Origin of the sequence: Marinicellulosiphila megalodicopiae, assembly GCF_045862395.1 — a bacterium.
Classification (GTDB): domain Bacteria; phylum Pseudomonadota; class Gammaproteobacteria; order Pseudomonadales; family Natronospirillaceae; genus Marinicellulosiphila; species Marinicellulosiphila megalodicopiae.
This window is the reverse complement of sequence record NZ_AP023087.1, coordinates 1,864,735-1,880,360: the sequence shown is the minus strand read 5'-3', so window position 1 is coordinate 1,880,360 and position 15,626 is coordinate 1,864,735. Positions and strand designations below refer to the sequence as shown.

Genomic DNA, 15,626 nt, shown 5'->3' with positions numbered 1-15,626 from the left:
TATCGAGGTCTACGCGTGGGTGATTTTTTCGTTTTGATTTGGATTGTTTTTTCGTAATGAATCACGAACCTACAGATTTGGAAAACTAGGCTGGCACTTTTAGAAATTTGTTGAAGTCGCTGAGTCACCGATGAAAAGATATCGAGGTCGACGTGAAAATGATGTTAGTTTTTTCCGAACGATTGCACGCTCCAGGCACAATTCTAATTAGTCACATCCCTGTGACGATGAATCCGGAACCTACAGGTGAGATTAATTTCTATATCGAGGATTACGTGTGAGTGATATTTTTCGTATTGATTTAGGTAGTTTTTTCGAACGCATTGGTAACCCGCCGGGACGACGTCGTGTAGGTCGGATTGACCAAATTGTAATGAGTAAATTCATACCAAAACACCATTAACAATAAAAGGTTTTTCTCTCTTAAACTCCTGACAAACAATGTATTTTTTACAATGAATCACTCGTGATATTTCTGAAATATTTTCCAAAAATACACGAAAACTTTCTTCATTATTAATAGATTCTATTTCAACGTCAATAGATGCTTCACATTCATCAATGGCCGATATCGACAATTCAATTCCAGAGCTACCTTTTATATGAGCGACGTAACTCATACTGCCATTTAAAAATGATTCGACATTTAATTCATCGATATTTAGACGGCCAAACTGACAATCAAGAACGATCACTCTATCCGACATCCATATAAATAGGTCTTTCCAAGACGAAGCAGACAAATCCAAAAAGAACACTTCCAATAAATCTGTAGGCTCACCTTCAAGGTATTTATTGATGTTACTCCATTGCATGGCTTTACTCATAACAAGACTGTAGAAAAATTAATTTCCTTCAACACTCATTTTTAATTTAATTAATTTCAAACAGTATATTCATTATCACAAGATATTTGAAACGTTAATTTCACCAATTCACTTGAAAGTGATTTTTTGATCAATTTCATTTTCTAACAACGAGTTAAGAAATTATTCGAATATATCATCACTAAAAACTTCTAGATACCCAGAAAAATTAAAGAATAATCGAAAAAGAGAGACTGCTGTTTTTAAGAGATGGAATGGGAGTAAAGCTAACTCTTAAATTTTGAAAATGGCAAAGTTGAAGCAAGCATAATCACAGAGCAGAAATACACTATAAATGAAAACACAACTAAAGACGTGCATGGATACGATGGCAAGACAGCAGGATACCAAATAACGGATAAAACCAATGTAGCCGCGGCTTCGCACAAACTCAGCGCTAACATTTGTGTGCACAATATTAATTTACAGGCTCCATCTGAGTGAGAAAGAGTGTTTTGCGGCGGTTTTAATTAGCTTTATTAGCTATATTCACTCGAATTAAAACTTTGATTAGAAAATGATTTATGGTTACTTAATAATTCGCTAATTTTCTTTATTACACGTTGATTATTTTCAGCCAATATAAATACTAAATCATAAAAATCTCGGGTGATTTCAAAACGCCCTAAATCGCTATTACATTGAAATATAATCTCGTCATTAACCCACAAATCTGTAAGATCTAATTCTGATATATTTAACGGACTTAAAGCATCATATAGAGTGCCAAAAAATAAATCATCCGCATTATCAATAGTGAAATCAATAAGTAGATTTGACGATTTATAGCCGGGCCTAATTTTAAATTTATACATAGTATTCACCAGATAACGCCCAAACAACTCTCTAACGGCTAAAAATAGTGGGCTAAAATGGAGCGCAGCGAACAACCCGCTGCTTTTAGTCCTTGTTGATTTGCTTGTTCGAGACCTTGGCAGACAAAGCTAATTCTTGTGTATGCTTTAGTAAGCTAACATCTCCAACTTTACCATGCCCTGGAACAACCAATTTGGCATCAGGATAACGATTAATGACTTTTTGCATAGAGTTTGGCCATTCACTAATATTTGCATCGCCCGTATAACCCAAATTTTTATTATCAAGGCTTTTTACAAAGCAACCTCCAAACAATATCTTTTCATTAGGTAGCCAAACAACAATATTATCCTCTGTATGACCCGCTCCGGGATAAAATACACTCGCAACACCGTCAATAAATTCAAAGGTATTACTTGATATTTCATCACTAGACACTTCTTTCTGATTTAATTTAAGTAGTTTATTAGTTAGTGTTGTTGCATAGGTTTTTATTTTTAAATCATTTAAAAGTGGTATATCTCCACTAGCATCCTCATGGAAATGAGTAACTACTGCACTTTTTATAGTTAGTCCTCTAACCTCAATCCATTCGATTAGTTGTTCTGTTCCTTGGGTTGTCCAAGGAGTATCAATTATATGCGCTTCAGTGCCATTAATAACAACTAGACCTGAGGCTCCAATTAAACCCCATGGATCAACCTTCTTATATGAGATATGTTGATAAACGTTATCGCTTAACTTTTTCATTTTAAGTTCTTTAGTGATTTTGTTGTTTGCAAATACAATACAAGGAATAAAGAGAGCGAATAGAATAATATACTTCAGGATGAAACTCATACTTGAGTGGCCTCTAACATGTTATTAGACGGAAAAAATCTGTTCTAAACATTTCAAATAAATTCCGTCATTTTGTTTAAGGCCTCACTATACCCAGTTATTTTCTGTTTTCAAAATATTGCTTACTATTTTTTTGAGACAAATACAGAAAATTTGACATGCAGGGATGCATTAATGCAGTGAGTTCAAAACGAGCAGAAACTGCCTACTATTTCTGTCGACTTTTCATTTTACAAGGTGCTGTGTTCCAAATCTGTATATCTAGTTGCACTAATGGTAGGTAAAAAATATGCAATGCCTTATTTTTTATGATTTGGATAGTTTTTTTCCGAACGATTGCATGCTCTTCGGCTTTGGCATCCCTGCGTCGCTCTACCGCCTAAGTCCATTTAGGTGCGCACAATTCTGATTAGTCACATCCCTGTGACGATGAATCCGGAACCTACAGGTGAGATTAATTTCTATTTCGAGGATTAAGTGTGGGCGATGTTTTTCGTATTGATTTGGATTTTATTTCGTAATGAATCACGAACCTACAGATTTGGAAAGTTTGACAGGCACTTTTAGAAATTTGTTGAAGCCGCTGGGTCCTCGATGAAAAGATACCTAGGATGACGAGGAATTTATCTTTCGGGTTAGAGTGAACTTTCGGGTCAGGGTAAATTAAAATGTGCATTAGTATTAATGACAAACGATGTTCATTTATTAACCCAATAAACAAAATCGGCAATCAGTAAATTAATACAATCTCGGGCGTTATTATGTTCGATATATCAATCAAACTTACTATAAAACTGACACCTTAATTATCCTGCAAACAAAATACTATATCACTGTCGCTAAAGGTTGTTTTAAATCTACAATCATTGCCACTGACCATTAATTTTTAACTGTCAGTCGATATATTAAATTGAATTCTGTTCGGGCAAAGATGGTGCACAACTCAACGCTCTAACTTTGGCCGAATTATCAAACAAATAAAACAGCAGTTTAATATTCTTGATAAACCAAAACCTAAGGAGGTAATCATAAAAATGGCCAGTATCATAAATCGCGGGCTCGATTGTATGATCTTTATTTTCACTGACCCGAATGGTGCTTTGCTACCTTTTTAAAATTTTAATTATTAAATATGTTAACATCCGTTTATTTATTATTTCTACAAGTAGCAAAGTTATCTGCTTGATTTTCGAATGTTGGAGACTAAATATGAGTGCTGAAATGGTAAGTGGGTTAATCAATATTGCATTACCGTTGTATGCGGCATTAATTGGTTGGGATATAGTGAAAATTAAAATTGCACAACATAACCAAGTAAAATGGGAGCGCTATAAATCCTTTGTTAAATGGGGTGGCACGATTGCTACTGCTGGGTTTACTTTCTTGTTTTTGTATCGTTTTTTTTGAATATGAACAATAATTATCTTGATCAAATGAATACGTTATTACAGTTTAATTTTATTCCTGCTGGGTTTGAAATTACCCAATCGGTGTGTTTAGATTCTGTCGTTGAAAGCGTTAAATACGATGCATTGGTTTTTGCACTCAATAATAAAAAAATCGTCTATCGAAAAGCCAACATTACCCCTGATCGCCCAGGCTCCTTTTTGGCTATTTGGCAACGACCAGTTGAAGGTAAAAATACAAAACCGAAGCCATTAAGTATTGATGAATTGGATTATTTATTTGTAAAAGTAAACGATGTCGATCAAACTCAAAGTGGATTATTTATATTTCCTGTTTCAGAATTGATCAAACGCGGTATTGTTCAATCTGATAATAAAAAAGGAAAAACAGGGTTTCGCGTATTTGCGCCTTGGAGTGCCGATCGTGGAAGTATTAAAACAAGGGTATTTTCCCAGTCGGGTAAAAAAACCCAAGCCTGGCAATTGCCTTTTTTTGTAAACATAAATAATGATGGGTGGATCGAGCCTTCAATCATTCAAAAATTAATCGAGATATAACATGACTACTCTTTTGCAATTTCTATCAATTTATGGAATTCCTGTTTTTAGCGGGTTTATTTCGATAGCAACCTATGCCCACGCTTATGGTAAACCCTACGATCAAACTTTTGCCAGCTTAACTTTCGGGGTGATAATTGCAGGGTTGATTGGTAGCTGTGTGCTTGCTTTATCGATGATCGGTAAATTCGTTGCAAATGACATTCGATACTTCGCAATTCTATTTACTGTATTACCCTGTTTGATTCAAGCTGGGGTAATTTCGCTGTATTATATAATGCTTAAAGAAGCGCTATAGTCGATGTTAATTAATTACAAAAATAAAAAAAATAGAGAATAAATAGAGAATAAATATGTCAAATTCAGTTAAATTAGAATGTCGCTGCGGTACTGTAAAAGGCTCACTTAAAATTGTAAAAAGATCTCGATTGCATGTGCAGTGTTTGTGTTGTGACTGTCAGAGTTTTGCAGGACATCTAAACAATAAAGCGCATATCTTAGATATGCATGGTGCGACTGATTTGGTTCAAACTTATCCAGAATACATGACAATCACACAGGGTCACGATAAAATTTGCGCCATTCAACAAACACAGGGTGGTATTTTTAGATGGAGTGTTTCTTGTTGTAATATGCCTTTAGCTAACACTATGACTTCAGCTAAAATGCCATTTGTGGGTGTGCCAGTAAGTTTAATGAAATTTTCAAACGAGCAAGAAAAACAAGATTTGCTAGGCCCTATTACAATGAAAGCGTTTGGTATGTATGCCCTTGGAACGATGCCTGATGATGTACATCCAACATTTCCAAAATCATATTTACCAAAAATTATGGGATTTATGTTGAAGGGATTTATTTTGAGAAAACATACACCTTCGCCGTTTTTTGCTGGAAAAGAACCTGTGGTAAAAGTTCAAAAGATTTTTTAATTCGATGGTTAGAAAACCAAATGCTAAGGAAGGGAAAGGAAAGGAAAAATATAAAGTAGCACGCCATTTCTTCAAAATACAAACCCAAATTAACTTGGTTAATCTGGGCCTGCTTTATAAGTAACGAATTCTTTTAATCTTGCTTAGGTTTCTTAGCGAACGTACGTGGATTTCTTGGTTTTTTTGGCTTTTTCGGTTTATTTGAAGGGGTTGAATTAGCCAATGGATTTTGTGGTTTAAACCCTTCTACTTCTTCGCGCTCGATCACTTCTTGAATCAGTTTTTCAATACCAACTAAATCTTTGAATTCATCATTACATACTAACGATACCGCATTACCTTTGTGCCCAGCACGGCCTGTACGACCAATTCTGTGTACGTAGTCTTCTGCAACATTGGGTAATTCAAAATTCACGACTTGCGGTAATTGGTGAATATCAATCCCACGAGCGGCGATATCGGTTGCTACCAATATACGGATTTCATTGGCTTTGAATTCGGCTAATGCACGGGTTCTTGCGCCTTGGCTTTTATTACCATGAATGGCGGCGGCTGTAATTTTGTTGTTTTCTAAGAATTTAACCAGCTTGTTAGCACCGTGTTTAGTACGGGTAAATACTAACGCTTGGGTCCATTCTTGAGATTTAATTAAGTGCGTTAATAAAGCAGGCTTTCTGGTTTTATCAACGGGATACACTTTGTGCTCAATGGTAGGTGCGGTTTGATTTTCTGGAGTTGCTGAAATTTCAACGGGATCTTTAACTAGCTGTTTGGCTAATTTACGGATGTCTGCTGAGAACGTTGCTGAAAACAACAATGTCTGTCTGCGTGGCGGCAACATTTTAATGATGCGTTTAATGTCGTGAATAAACCCCATATCCAACATACGATCGGCTTCATCTAACACTAATATTTCTAATTCGTTTAAGCTTAATGCGTTTTGTTTGATCAAATCTAATAAACGACCTGGCGTGGCTACTAACACATCGGTGCCTTTACGTAATTTCATCATTTGTGGGTTAATTTTAACGCCACCAAATACTACGTTTGCTTTTAAAGGTAATTTTGCGCCGTACATTTGTACGTTGTCATAAACTTGGGCGGCCAATTCGCGGGTTGGGGTTAAGATCAAAACACGCGCTTTGTTTGGCTTAGCAGGCTGTCCGCCTGATAATAATTGTAATATTGGCAACACAAAACCTGCGGTTTTACCCGTGCCTGTTTGCGCTGCGGCTAAAACGTCTTTACCCTGTAATACAACAGGAATCGCTTTGGCTTGAATAGGAGATGGTGTGGTGTAACCTTTACTGGTTACGGCAGATAAAATGTCAGGTGATAAACCTAAAGTGTCAAAACTCATGTATATACAACTCATAAATACGAAAGGCACCGACAAATAGAGCCTTAAAGGCGCGCATCATAGCAGAAGCTTGCCTAAGTTGCTGTTGTTTGTTGTTACTGTGTTTTCTTTAAATAGATTTAAAACGAATGTTGTAACAATTGTTGTAACAATTAAGCAGGTTTTATCTCTAATTGAGACATTCATTACAAAATCACTATTTATGAGATCCGTCACTTTATTATTAAGTCTTTTACTTTTTACCTCATTAAGCATAGCCAAATTCGATTTTGAGTTTTGGCAAACTCACGATCAAACCAGCAAAAAAATGGTAGACCATAGCTCATGGCAAGCACTTTTAGATCAATATTTAAATTCTGAAGATCCGTCAGGCATTAACCGATTTAACTATTCTATGGTTTCAAAAAAAGACAAACAATCATTAGAAAAATACATTAATTACCTACAAACCATCCAACCTGCTACTTTGAATCAAAATGAGCAATTCAGCTATTGGATTAATACTTACAATGCTGTCACCGTAAATTTAATTTTAGATAAATACCCCGTGGACTCCATAAAAGAAATCCGTTTTTTAACTTCGCCTTTTGGCCCTTGGGACAAAAACATTATTAAAGTATCGGGAGAAAAATTAAGTTTAAATGATATTGAACACAATATTTTAAGACCAAAATTTAAAGATCCACGCATTCATTTTGCCGTTAACTGCGCCAGTTTAGGTTGCCCTAACCTCCAACCTATTGCCTTTACTGCAAGCAATATTGAAACCTTATTAGAACAATCCGCTCATGAATTCATGAATCATCCACGAGGTGTTTTAGTTCAAAATAATCAAATTACATTATCTAAAATATTTGAGTGGTATGCTGATGACTTTGGCCAAAATGAACCCGATGTTTTAAATTATGTGGCACAGTATTATGCCAAGCCGGAATTATTGAAAAATGGATCATCAGTTCAATATAAGTATGATTGGGATTTAAATCAGTAATTTTTAGGCATAAAAAAAGCCAGAATATTTTCTGGCTTAGCTATATTTTCAACTTGAGTTTTTCAAGTTTATCTTTCCCCTAAAAACGCCAACCAATCTTCTAATAACTGTAAAAAATCATCCAACCCACAAATACTTTCTGATTGGCTGTCATAATATTCAAGTTCTTCAGGAATTTCGTCATCAGGCATAGACTCTAATAAATTAGACTTCACGCTTGCATCGTCTAAATCCAGAAACAACTTAAATTCTTTTCCATCATAAGTTTTTGAAGCAATCTTTTTTGCTTGAATCGATTGTATATCTTCCAATAACACGTTTACTTTTTCAGCGGTATTCACCTCTTCAGTTAAATACACACCCATTGCTTCGTATTCCATTGAACATTGCACACAGGGTTGTTCATATTCGTCTTTAAAAAAATCGTAATCCACAATATACCTCTATTTACATTTACTACTTATTAAGGCTTTAGTTTAGTCGGTTTGTTTAAATTTAAATAGCGCAAAGATTTACCTGATTCCCACAGATCCACCCTATTGTCATAACGATTCACTTAGATGCCCAGTTTTCACAAAAATTAACGCGCCATCTTGTTTAGTAAACGGCTGATGTTGACTTAAATGCGCACTGCGAATCCAGCTGCCTTTTTCGTAAACGCCATGTTCATCATAAAATGTGCCACCAAGCACAAAAATTTCTTCGCCACCCCAATGTTTGTGTGTGTTAAATAACGTATTAGGCGCCCATTTTACTAATGCTGCATGCTCAGTTTCAAATTCATGTAATGGTAAAACCTGTAACCCAGCAACTAAACCTTGTAACCAAGGCTGAATATTAGTGTCTATTATTTTTTGCTCAGTATCGTTCACATCAAACTGCTGCAGCTTAACCAAAATCAGCGCCCCTTGATCACCTACTTTAGGCTTATGGCTAGAACCGATTGGATTTCGCAAATAAGTACCTGCCGGATACAATCCATGCTCATCCCCAAATTCCCCCTCTAGCACCAATATCTCTTCACCACCCACATGGGTATGGGCGGTAAATTCACTATTAGACTGATATCGAACCAGACTGGTGGCACGAGCATCTTCATCTCCAATTCTATCTAGCATCATTCTGGTGACGCCCTTTATTGGCGAGTCAATCCAACTGTAATCATTGGGTCGGATGACCACTTTTTTTGTAAAATCTGCATGTAAACGCATAATAGACACCTATTTAAATTATCGATATGCCTTCAATTTCTATAACAGTTTTAGCATCAGCACGTTCAATAATTTTTAAAATTGTGGTTTGGATGGTTTCGTCTTTTTTTGCATCAGCGATGCTGACTAATTTTTGCTCTTGAGTTGGCGCCCCTTCTTGCTCGATAAACCCAACTACGACAGATGTGGCGCAATCGATTGTTTCACCAAAATAGGACAATGTGATTTGTGGGTATCCTTGAAATCCCTTTTTCACTCTTTTTTCAATGCGCTTTGTTGATTTATCAATATTCATACTATTCCAAAAGTTATTCAGTTATAAAAAAATCATTGTCCTCTTGATTTAAACGACATTCAATCAATAAACTCGAACATAAAGAAACCTTTGATTCGTAAATGATTAATAATACCTTTAATGAACACCACCCTTGGTATGATCTTTCATTGATTCACATTTAAAATCCGTGCATGATATTTAGAGAAATAATCAACGAGGCATATATGGGCGATATCATTGCGTTTTCTCCTAAAAAAATCAAAAAGAAAAAACAAGCTGGTAAAACACTGTGCTCAAGTGGGTTTCATAAATGGGAATTACAAAAATCCAACCCCTTTGACAGCCAAAAAGGCAAATTAATCAGTGTTTATGTATGTATACGTTGTGGCAATAAAAAGAACAAAAAACTTTGAGCGACTTTTATAAATTACATGTTAACACCCTCACCTTTTTCAATTCACTTTCAATTTACTATAAGCACGATATTTAATGACTTACAAACTATGATAAGGAATCACAATGAGTGATCAAAATACAACCAACGACTTTATTAACTTAGAACAATCCCTGTCCAATTATTTTGGCTTTGATCAATTCCGTACAGGTCAAAAACAATGCATCGAGCAATTACTTAAGCAACAATCGTCCTTAGCTATTTTTCCTACGGGCTCTGGTAAATCTCTGTGTTATCAATTTACAGCTTTGCATTTAGAACACGTCACATTGGTGGTGTCACCTCTTTTAGCGTTAATGAAAGATCAAGTAGATTTTTTGAACGCGAAAGGCATTAATGCGGCAAGTTTAGATTCGACATTAACAGCTCAACAATATCAAGACACCATTCAAAAAGTAAAAAGCGGCGACATTAAAATGTTAATGGTGTCTGTTGAGCGTTTTAAAAATGAACGTTTTCGCCAGTTTATTAATCAAGTGAATATTTCAATGCTCGTGATTGATGAAGCACATTGTATTTCAGAATGGGGACATAATTTTAGACCAGACTATTTAAAATTACCTAAATACCGTGAAGAATTAAACATACCTTTAGTTTTATTATTAACCGCCACGGCCACCAAAAAAGTAAAATTGGATATGGCCAGTAAATTTAATATTGAGCCTAACCATATTGTGCAAACTGGGTTTTATCGACCTAACTTAGAGGTCGATATAAAAGCCATTGCTGAGTCTGACAAAATGAATTTTGTAAGCCAGCACATTTCAGAAAAACTTCAACTCGATCCGCAAACAGCTGGCATTGTGTATGTAACGCTACAAAAAACCGCACAGATTATCGCTGATCATTTAACAAACCAAGGCATTAATGCTCAAGCCTATCATGCTGGATTAGATTACGACGTTCGGCAAAAAATTCAGATGGATTTTATGAGTAATAATATCAATGTGGTCGTTGCCACCATCGCATTTGGAATGGGTGTCGACAAATCAAACATTCGTTTTGTACTGCATTATGACTTACCTAAATCCATTGAAAATTTCAGCCAAGAAATTGGCCGTGCGGGACGCGATGGCTTGCCCTCACACTGTACGACACTTGCAAATTTAGACGGTATTAATACCATTGAAAATTTTGTGTATGGCGACACACCCGAGCAAAAAAACATTCGTACTGTATTAAATGATATCAAGCAAAATCTTGAGTATAAACACGGCCAACACCCACAGTGGGAAATGCAAATCTATCAACTTTCACAATTAAGTAATATAAAACAACTGCCCCTTAAAACATGCTTAGTTCAGTTAGAATTATTAAATGTCATCAAACCTTTATACAGTTATTACGCCGATTTTAAAATAAAGCTATTAGTAGACTCTAACAAAATATTCAGTGAGTTTAACGATCAACGCAAACTGTTTTTACAAGCCATATTTCAATACACTTTATTTAAAAAAACATGGGGTCAAGTCGATTTTGACGCTATCTATCAAGCGAACCATCAATCATTTGATTGCAGTCGAAAACGCATCATTAACGCATTAGAATATTTGCAAAATCAGCAAATGATCGAAATACAAAGCAGTTTAATAACCGATGTGTATGCCGTGAATCTAAAAAAACTAGAAGACATTGAACAACTCTCTTTGTCGTTATTTGATTATTTTAAAAGTAACGAAATAAAAGAAATCAAACGCATCAAAACCCTAGTACGCTTTTTTGAACTAGACAAATGCTTAACTAAAAATTTATCACTTTATTTTGATGACCACGATTCTCCAGATCAATGCGGGCATTGCAGTGTTTGTAAAAACCAAACTGTGCAATTATTTAAAAGTGCGACTCACCAAGCACCAAGCGTAGAAAAAATATCAATTTATTTAAGCGAACTTAACCAATTAGTATCAGACAAAAAAATAGACGCGTTAAGTTTAGATGAAAAAACACGGTTTTTAGTCGGTATGACTATGCCAATATTCACTAAATTAAAAGCACGAAAATTGGCCGGTTTTGGAAAATGCGAACAGATTCGTTATGAGGAAGTTCAAAAAATGGTGAGTCATTATTCTAAATAGTGAGTGTAATACACTCCAACCCAATACAATCTAATACATGAAAATACAAAAAGACGGTTTCGCATATGAAAGACAACTCAATGCAATATAACGATCAAGGTTATGTGGTCATTCGAAATTTTTTTACCCTTTGTGAAATGGACACCATTAGAAACGTGATATTAAAATTTCATGAAGCATGGAAAACAGATAATAAAGACTTTTATGAAACCGAAGCATTTAACTCATCATTAATCACAGGCAGCCAGTATTTAAATGACGAGGACAGACTTATATTATTTAATTTCATCAGTTCGAAAAAAATGATGACAACCATCGAGTCGATCATTACAGCCACACCTGCATTTATGAATACCCAGTTATTTTTTAATCCATTTAATAAACAACTAAAAACGTTTTGGCACCGAGACTGCCAATACGATTTTGATTTAGAAGATCAAAAACGAGTCATATTTGAACCTCAAGTGATGCATCTACGGGTTCCGATCTTTGATGAATTAGGTATGCAGTTAGTGCCAGGTACCCACAAACGCTGGGACACAATGGAAGAGTTGGATGTTCGCATGGAGCGAAAAAACCGAACGAGTTGCGAAGAGTTAAGCAGCAGCACCCAAATCAAACTAGACGCTGGAGATCTTTTATTATTTTCAGCGGATATGATTCATCGTGGCGTTTATGGATTAGATCGATTAGCGTTTGATATTTTAGTGTTTGATTCTAGAGGCAATTATGCAGACTATGTGGACGATGATTGTTTGCCAAATACTGCATTACTTGAAAAAATTCATGACCCAAGGTTATTTTTAAATACAATGAATCTGAAAACCAGAATTTAACTTTCTAAATCAGAGATTCCTTAGATTTAAGATAAAAAAATAGCGCAATAATCGAAGTCATTGCGCAGTAACGTATATTAGTTTAAACCCATCCCCATCACTAACCCAAAAGTTAAACCCAATCCAATAAAGATACCCGCGACCACAACACCCACTGCTAAATTACCAGATTGCAATTCTTTTGCTGTATCAAACGGTGTGATTTTATCAAACATTTTATAGCCAATTACCATCATAAAAATGGCAACAAACGACCCTATTATTGCGTATGTAAAGTTTATCAAGATGATTGTGAAATCCATCAGTTTATATCCTCGTGTATTATAAAAATTTTTTCGACATAGTTAATTGTTTCTGTACTATGTTTGCCTGTTACTTCTTTTAAACTTTCAGAAACTGGCTCCCAAGTACTGGCTTGAATGCCATTTTGTTCGGATTTTTTTTGAGCTTTTAATACGTTTCCTGCCCCTGCATTGTAGGAAGCAAACATAAATTTTAATCGCTCTTCTAATGTGCGTTCTGCTGTCCAAAAATCCCATTTTTGTTTATCGTAATAAATACCAGCTGCAATATTGGATTTTGGCTCGGTGGCCGCCCCCGTAATAAATTGATTTTTATTGATAATTTCTTGATAGGTTCTGGGCATAATTTGCATCACTCCTTGCGCGCCTACATAAGATTCTGCCTCAGGCATCAAGTTAGACTCGGCAATGGCCTGTGCTTTAAATACATGCCAATCAAATGCTGGCCCAAAAAAACGCTTGGAATATTTTGCAAAATAATTATCGTATTTTTCATGTTTTTTGTATTTAGCAAATGCTTGAGCATGGGCAAATTGAATGGAAAGTAAAATCAGAAAAACAACTAGCAAATAATTAAACGGAGTTTTCATGTATATTCAAGTGTTAAAAAACGCTCATTTTCCTTTTTTAAATGGATTAGGTCAAGGATCTCTTGTTCTATGGATGACGAAAACTAACATGGAGGTAATAACAGAAAATCAACTTGAGTCTTTAAAATCTAACTACAAAATCTAATAAATAAGAATAGGTTGCGCGTAGCCGCAACTTAATTCTATTAACTACAACATCTAACTACGACATCCTTACGCATAAAAAAAGACCTATATTCAATTTTGAACATAGGTCTTAATAATCAATAAAGAATTAGCCTGATAAGCTAATATTTAGAGGATTACATCATTTCTAAAAATTCATTAGCATCAAACATGGTGTCAGTTGTCCCATCTATGAAATCAACTTCGATATTACTTGTATCCATATTCAAATAAATAGTGCCTACCTCAATTGAATTGGTTTTGATTACCCCAATTTCAAGCTTCTCAACATCAAAATCAGCATCTGCATTTTGATATAAAACCAACTGAGTCGTTGAACCGCCTTTCACTTGAGTTAATGTAAAATCAGCAGATTCATTAACAAGATTTAAATCTAAATAACCGCCAAATTCATAAACGTTTTGCCCAATAATTAATTGGTAATCCGCTTGGATTTGAATAGACTCTATATATTGTGAGATAAATTCATAATCACACGCCGTATAGTCATATTCATCAGTTTCTTCATTGTATGTTTCAATTCCACACATATCAGAGTCGATGTCACTTGCAGAGTCTGTAAGGTTTGATGTTAATGCAAAATCGAAAATTGCTGAAATTTCAGGAGTAGTATTATTTGCTTTGTATAACATTGCATCTAAATGAAGGTTCACCATAACTGTATTTCTAACTGAAGCACCATCAGAATATGTTTCATAGATTGATAATGCCGCATTCACTTCAACTTTAGCACCAGAACTATTTTCAATACCACCTGATATATTTAATTCAAAAGCACCTACTTTTGTATTTAGGATTTCAGTATCAATTTCGATACCTGACATAGATAATGAACCAGAGCCGTATATTTTTAAGCCATTTAAATCTAATTCAATAGCATCTAACCCAACAGAAAAAGCAGTGAGTGAATTTAGCAAACGCTCGCCTTCTGCCTCAATAGTATCTTCGTAGAAAGTCAATTCATAATTACTAAAACCAACACCCGCTTCTAAATTAAAATATAAATTATCAATGGTTAAACTGTTATTGTAATTATCAGAAGATTGAAAGTTCGTTAATGCTACAGTGAATTTACCATCCTGATCAAATGAAGGTAATTTAACCTCATAACTAAACATCACATCCGCAGTCACACTATCAACACCATCATCGGTTGTGACTGATGTTGTTGCATTTGTTACGGTTAAAATATTCGTTTGCGGATCAAAAACAAAATCACCTGTGAATGCGTTTGCAAATCCATCTTCGCTTACAGGATATAGTGGTTGTTCGTAGCAGGTTTCATAACTGGTATAATATTCTCCACTTTGCGGGTCAAAAATCGAATCTGTTGAAGTGACATAATTACCATCAATGCTATCTATATAATTTTCGTTATAATACTCAATTCGACCAACACTGACTAAATTCCCTTCGTCATCATAAACATCTCCATTTATGTAGCTGCTAAAGTATTCACATACTTCCTCATAATCATAAGATAATAATGACTCTAAATCACCAGTATTGTAACTTTCAATTGAGGCAGTTAACGGTATTTGAGAGAAATCTAGCGCTACACTTTCAAATTCACCGCTGTCATCATATATCTCTATTACGGAAGGCTCTAAATACTGAGCTGTTAAAATTGTAGCTTGCGCAATGGCTTTAAAATGAGCCTCTAGTGCAAGTGTATTGATGTTTTCAGCATCCTGTTCAACGCCTTCAAAAAAACTCATCACTTCGTCTTCAACATCAACAATGGCAGCCATATCACTTTGCATGTTGGCTGTGAATGATTTGGCTTGAACTAATGCAGCCTCTTGTTTTTCTGCTTGAGTAGGAGTGTTATCTTTGACAGGTGTTTCTTTACACCCACTTAAAACTAGTTGACTGCCAATTAATATTGAACCGGCTAGTAAATTCTTGATATTCATATATTTTTTCCTT

Annotated in this window: 17 protein-coding genes; 7 read left to right on the top strand and 10 right to left on the bottom strand. The window is 35.1% G+C overall.

The window, feature by feature from the left end; all coding sequences use genetic code 11:
• Window positions 1-383: 383 nt before the first annotated feature.
• The 3 genes from TYM08_RS07945 to blaVMB all read right to left on the bottom strand — a co-directional run bounded on the left by TYM08_RS07945 (window position 384) and on the right by blaVMB (window position 2,522).
• Complete coding sequence (locus TYM08_RS07945; protein ID WP_422382438.1) at window positions 384-827, bottom strand: hypothetical protein; 444 nt, start codon at window positions 825-827, stop codon at window positions 384-386.
• A 518-nt stretch (window positions 828-1,345) separates the two neighbouring features.
• Window positions 1,346-1,681 carry a hypothetical protein gene (locus TYM08_RS07940; protein WP_422382437.1) on the bottom strand — a complete coding sequence of 112 codons (336 nt, stop codon included), beginning with the start codon at window positions 1,679-1,681 and terminating at the stop codon, window positions 1,346-1,348.
• Between the two features lie 85 nt (window positions 1,682-1,766).
• A complete protein-coding gene (gene blaVMB / locus TYM08_RS07935; protein WP_422382436.1) occupies window positions 1,767-2,522 on the bottom strand; it encodes a VMB family subclass B1 metallo-beta-lactamase in 756 nt (251 codons plus the stop codon).
• A 1,209-nt stretch (window positions 2,523-3,731) separates the two neighbouring features.
• On the opposite strand from blaVMB, the gene TYM08_RS07930 reads away from it, so the two are divergent.
• Genes TYM08_RS07930 through TYM08_RS07915 form a run of 4 tightly spaced genes read left to right on the top strand, consistent with a single transcriptional unit; the run spans window position 3,732 to window position 5,415 of the window.
• Entirely contained in the window at window positions 3,732-3,929 is a 198-nt protein-coding gene (locus TYM08_RS07930) for a hypothetical protein (protein ID WP_422382435.1), read from the top strand.
• A 2-nt stretch (window positions 3,930-3,931) separates the two neighbouring features.
• A complete protein-coding gene (locus TYM08_RS07925) occupies window positions 3,932-4,486 on the top strand; it encodes a MepB family protein (RefSeq protein WP_422382434.1) in 555 nt (184 codons plus the stop codon).
• A gap of 1 nt (window position 4,487) precedes the next feature.
• Complete coding sequence (locus TYM08_RS07920) at window positions 4,488-4,784, top strand: hypothetical protein (protein WP_422382433.1); 297 nt, start codon at window positions 4,488-4,490, stop codon at window positions 4,782-4,784.
• Window positions 4,785-4,839: 55 nt separating this feature from the next.
• Entirely contained in the window at window positions 4,840-5,415 is a 576-nt protein-coding gene (locus TYM08_RS07915) for a DUF6151 family protein (RefSeq protein WP_422382432.1), read from the top strand.
• 133 nt (window positions 5,416-5,548) lie between these two features.
• On the opposite strand, the gene TYM08_RS07910 is transcribed toward TYM08_RS07915, so the two are convergent.
• Window positions 5,549-6,775, bottom strand: a complete 1,227-nt coding sequence (locus TYM08_RS07910; RefSeq protein ID WP_422382431.1) for a DEAD/DEAH box helicase — start codon at window positions 6,773-6,775, stop codon at window positions 5,549-5,551.
• A gap of 202 nt (window positions 6,776-6,977) precedes the next feature.
• Here TYM08_RS07910 and TYM08_RS07905 point away from each other — a divergent pair, with 202 nt between their 5' ends.
• Window positions 6,978-7,766 (top strand): DUF547 domain-containing protein, encoded by a 789-nt coding sequence (locus TYM08_RS07905; protein ID WP_422382430.1) that lies wholly within the window; start codon window positions 6,978-6,980, stop codon window positions 7,764-7,766.
• Window positions 7,767-7,834: 68 nt separating this feature from the next.
• Here the strand turns inward: TYM08_RS07905 and TYM08_RS07900 are convergent, their stop codons facing one another.
• From TYM08_RS07900 to TYM08_RS07890, 3 genes are all read right to left on the bottom strand, one after another.
• Window positions 7,835-8,200, bottom strand: a complete 366-nt coding sequence (locus TYM08_RS07900) for a YacL family protein (RefSeq protein WP_422382429.1) — start codon at window positions 8,198-8,200, stop codon at window positions 7,835-7,837.
• 108 nt (window positions 8,201-8,308) lie between these two features.
• The gene (locus tag TYM08_RS07895) at window positions 8,309-8,977 is read right to left on the bottom strand and encodes a cupin domain-containing protein (RefSeq protein ID WP_422382428.1); all 669 of its coding nucleotides are present in this window, start codon (window positions 8,975-8,977) and stop codon (window positions 8,309-8,311) included.
• Between the two features lie 13 nt (window positions 8,978-8,990).
• Entirely contained in the window at window positions 8,991-9,272 is a 282-nt protein-coding gene (locus TYM08_RS07890) for a hypothetical protein (protein ID WP_422382427.1), read from the bottom strand.
• Between the two features lie 501 nt (window positions 9,273-9,773).
• On the opposite strand from TYM08_RS07890, the gene TYM08_RS07885 reads away from it, so the two are divergent.
• Complete coding sequence (locus TYM08_RS07885) at window positions 9,774-11,783, top strand: RecQ family ATP-dependent DNA helicase (RefSeq protein WP_422382426.1); 2,010 nt, start codon at window positions 9,774-9,776, stop codon at window positions 11,781-11,783.
• Window positions 11,784-11,848: 65 nt separating this feature from the next.
• On the top strand, window positions 11,849-12,619 hold the full coding sequence (locus tag TYM08_RS07880; protein ID WP_422382425.1) for a phytanoyl-CoA dioxygenase family protein: 771 nt from the start codon (window positions 11,849-11,851) through the stop codon (window positions 12,617-12,619).
• A 77-nt stretch (window positions 12,620-12,696) separates the two neighbouring features.
• Here the strand turns inward: TYM08_RS07880 and TYM08_RS07875 are convergent, their stop codons facing one another.
• From TYM08_RS07875 to TYM08_RS07865, 3 genes are all read right to left on the bottom strand, one after another.
• The gene (locus TYM08_RS07875) at window positions 12,697-12,921 is read right to left on the bottom strand and encodes a DUF350 domain-containing protein (RefSeq protein WP_422382424.1); all 225 of its coding nucleotides are present in this window, start codon (window positions 12,919-12,921) and stop codon (window positions 12,697-12,699) included.
• Window positions 12,921-13,511 carry a transglycosylase SLT domain-containing protein gene (locus TYM08_RS07870; protein WP_422382423.1) on the bottom strand — a complete coding sequence of 197 codons (591 nt, stop codon included), beginning with the start codon at window positions 13,509-13,511 and terminating at the stop codon, window positions 12,921-12,923. Before TYM08_RS07870 ends, TYM08_RS07875 begins: the two co-directional genes overlap by 1 nt.
• Before the next feature lie 302 nt (window positions 13,512-13,813).
• Window positions 13,814-15,613, bottom strand: a complete 1,800-nt coding sequence (locus TYM08_RS07865; RefSeq protein ID WP_422382422.1) for a hypothetical protein — start codon at window positions 15,611-15,613, stop codon at window positions 13,814-13,816.
• Window positions 15,614-15,626 lie beyond the last annotated feature (13 nt).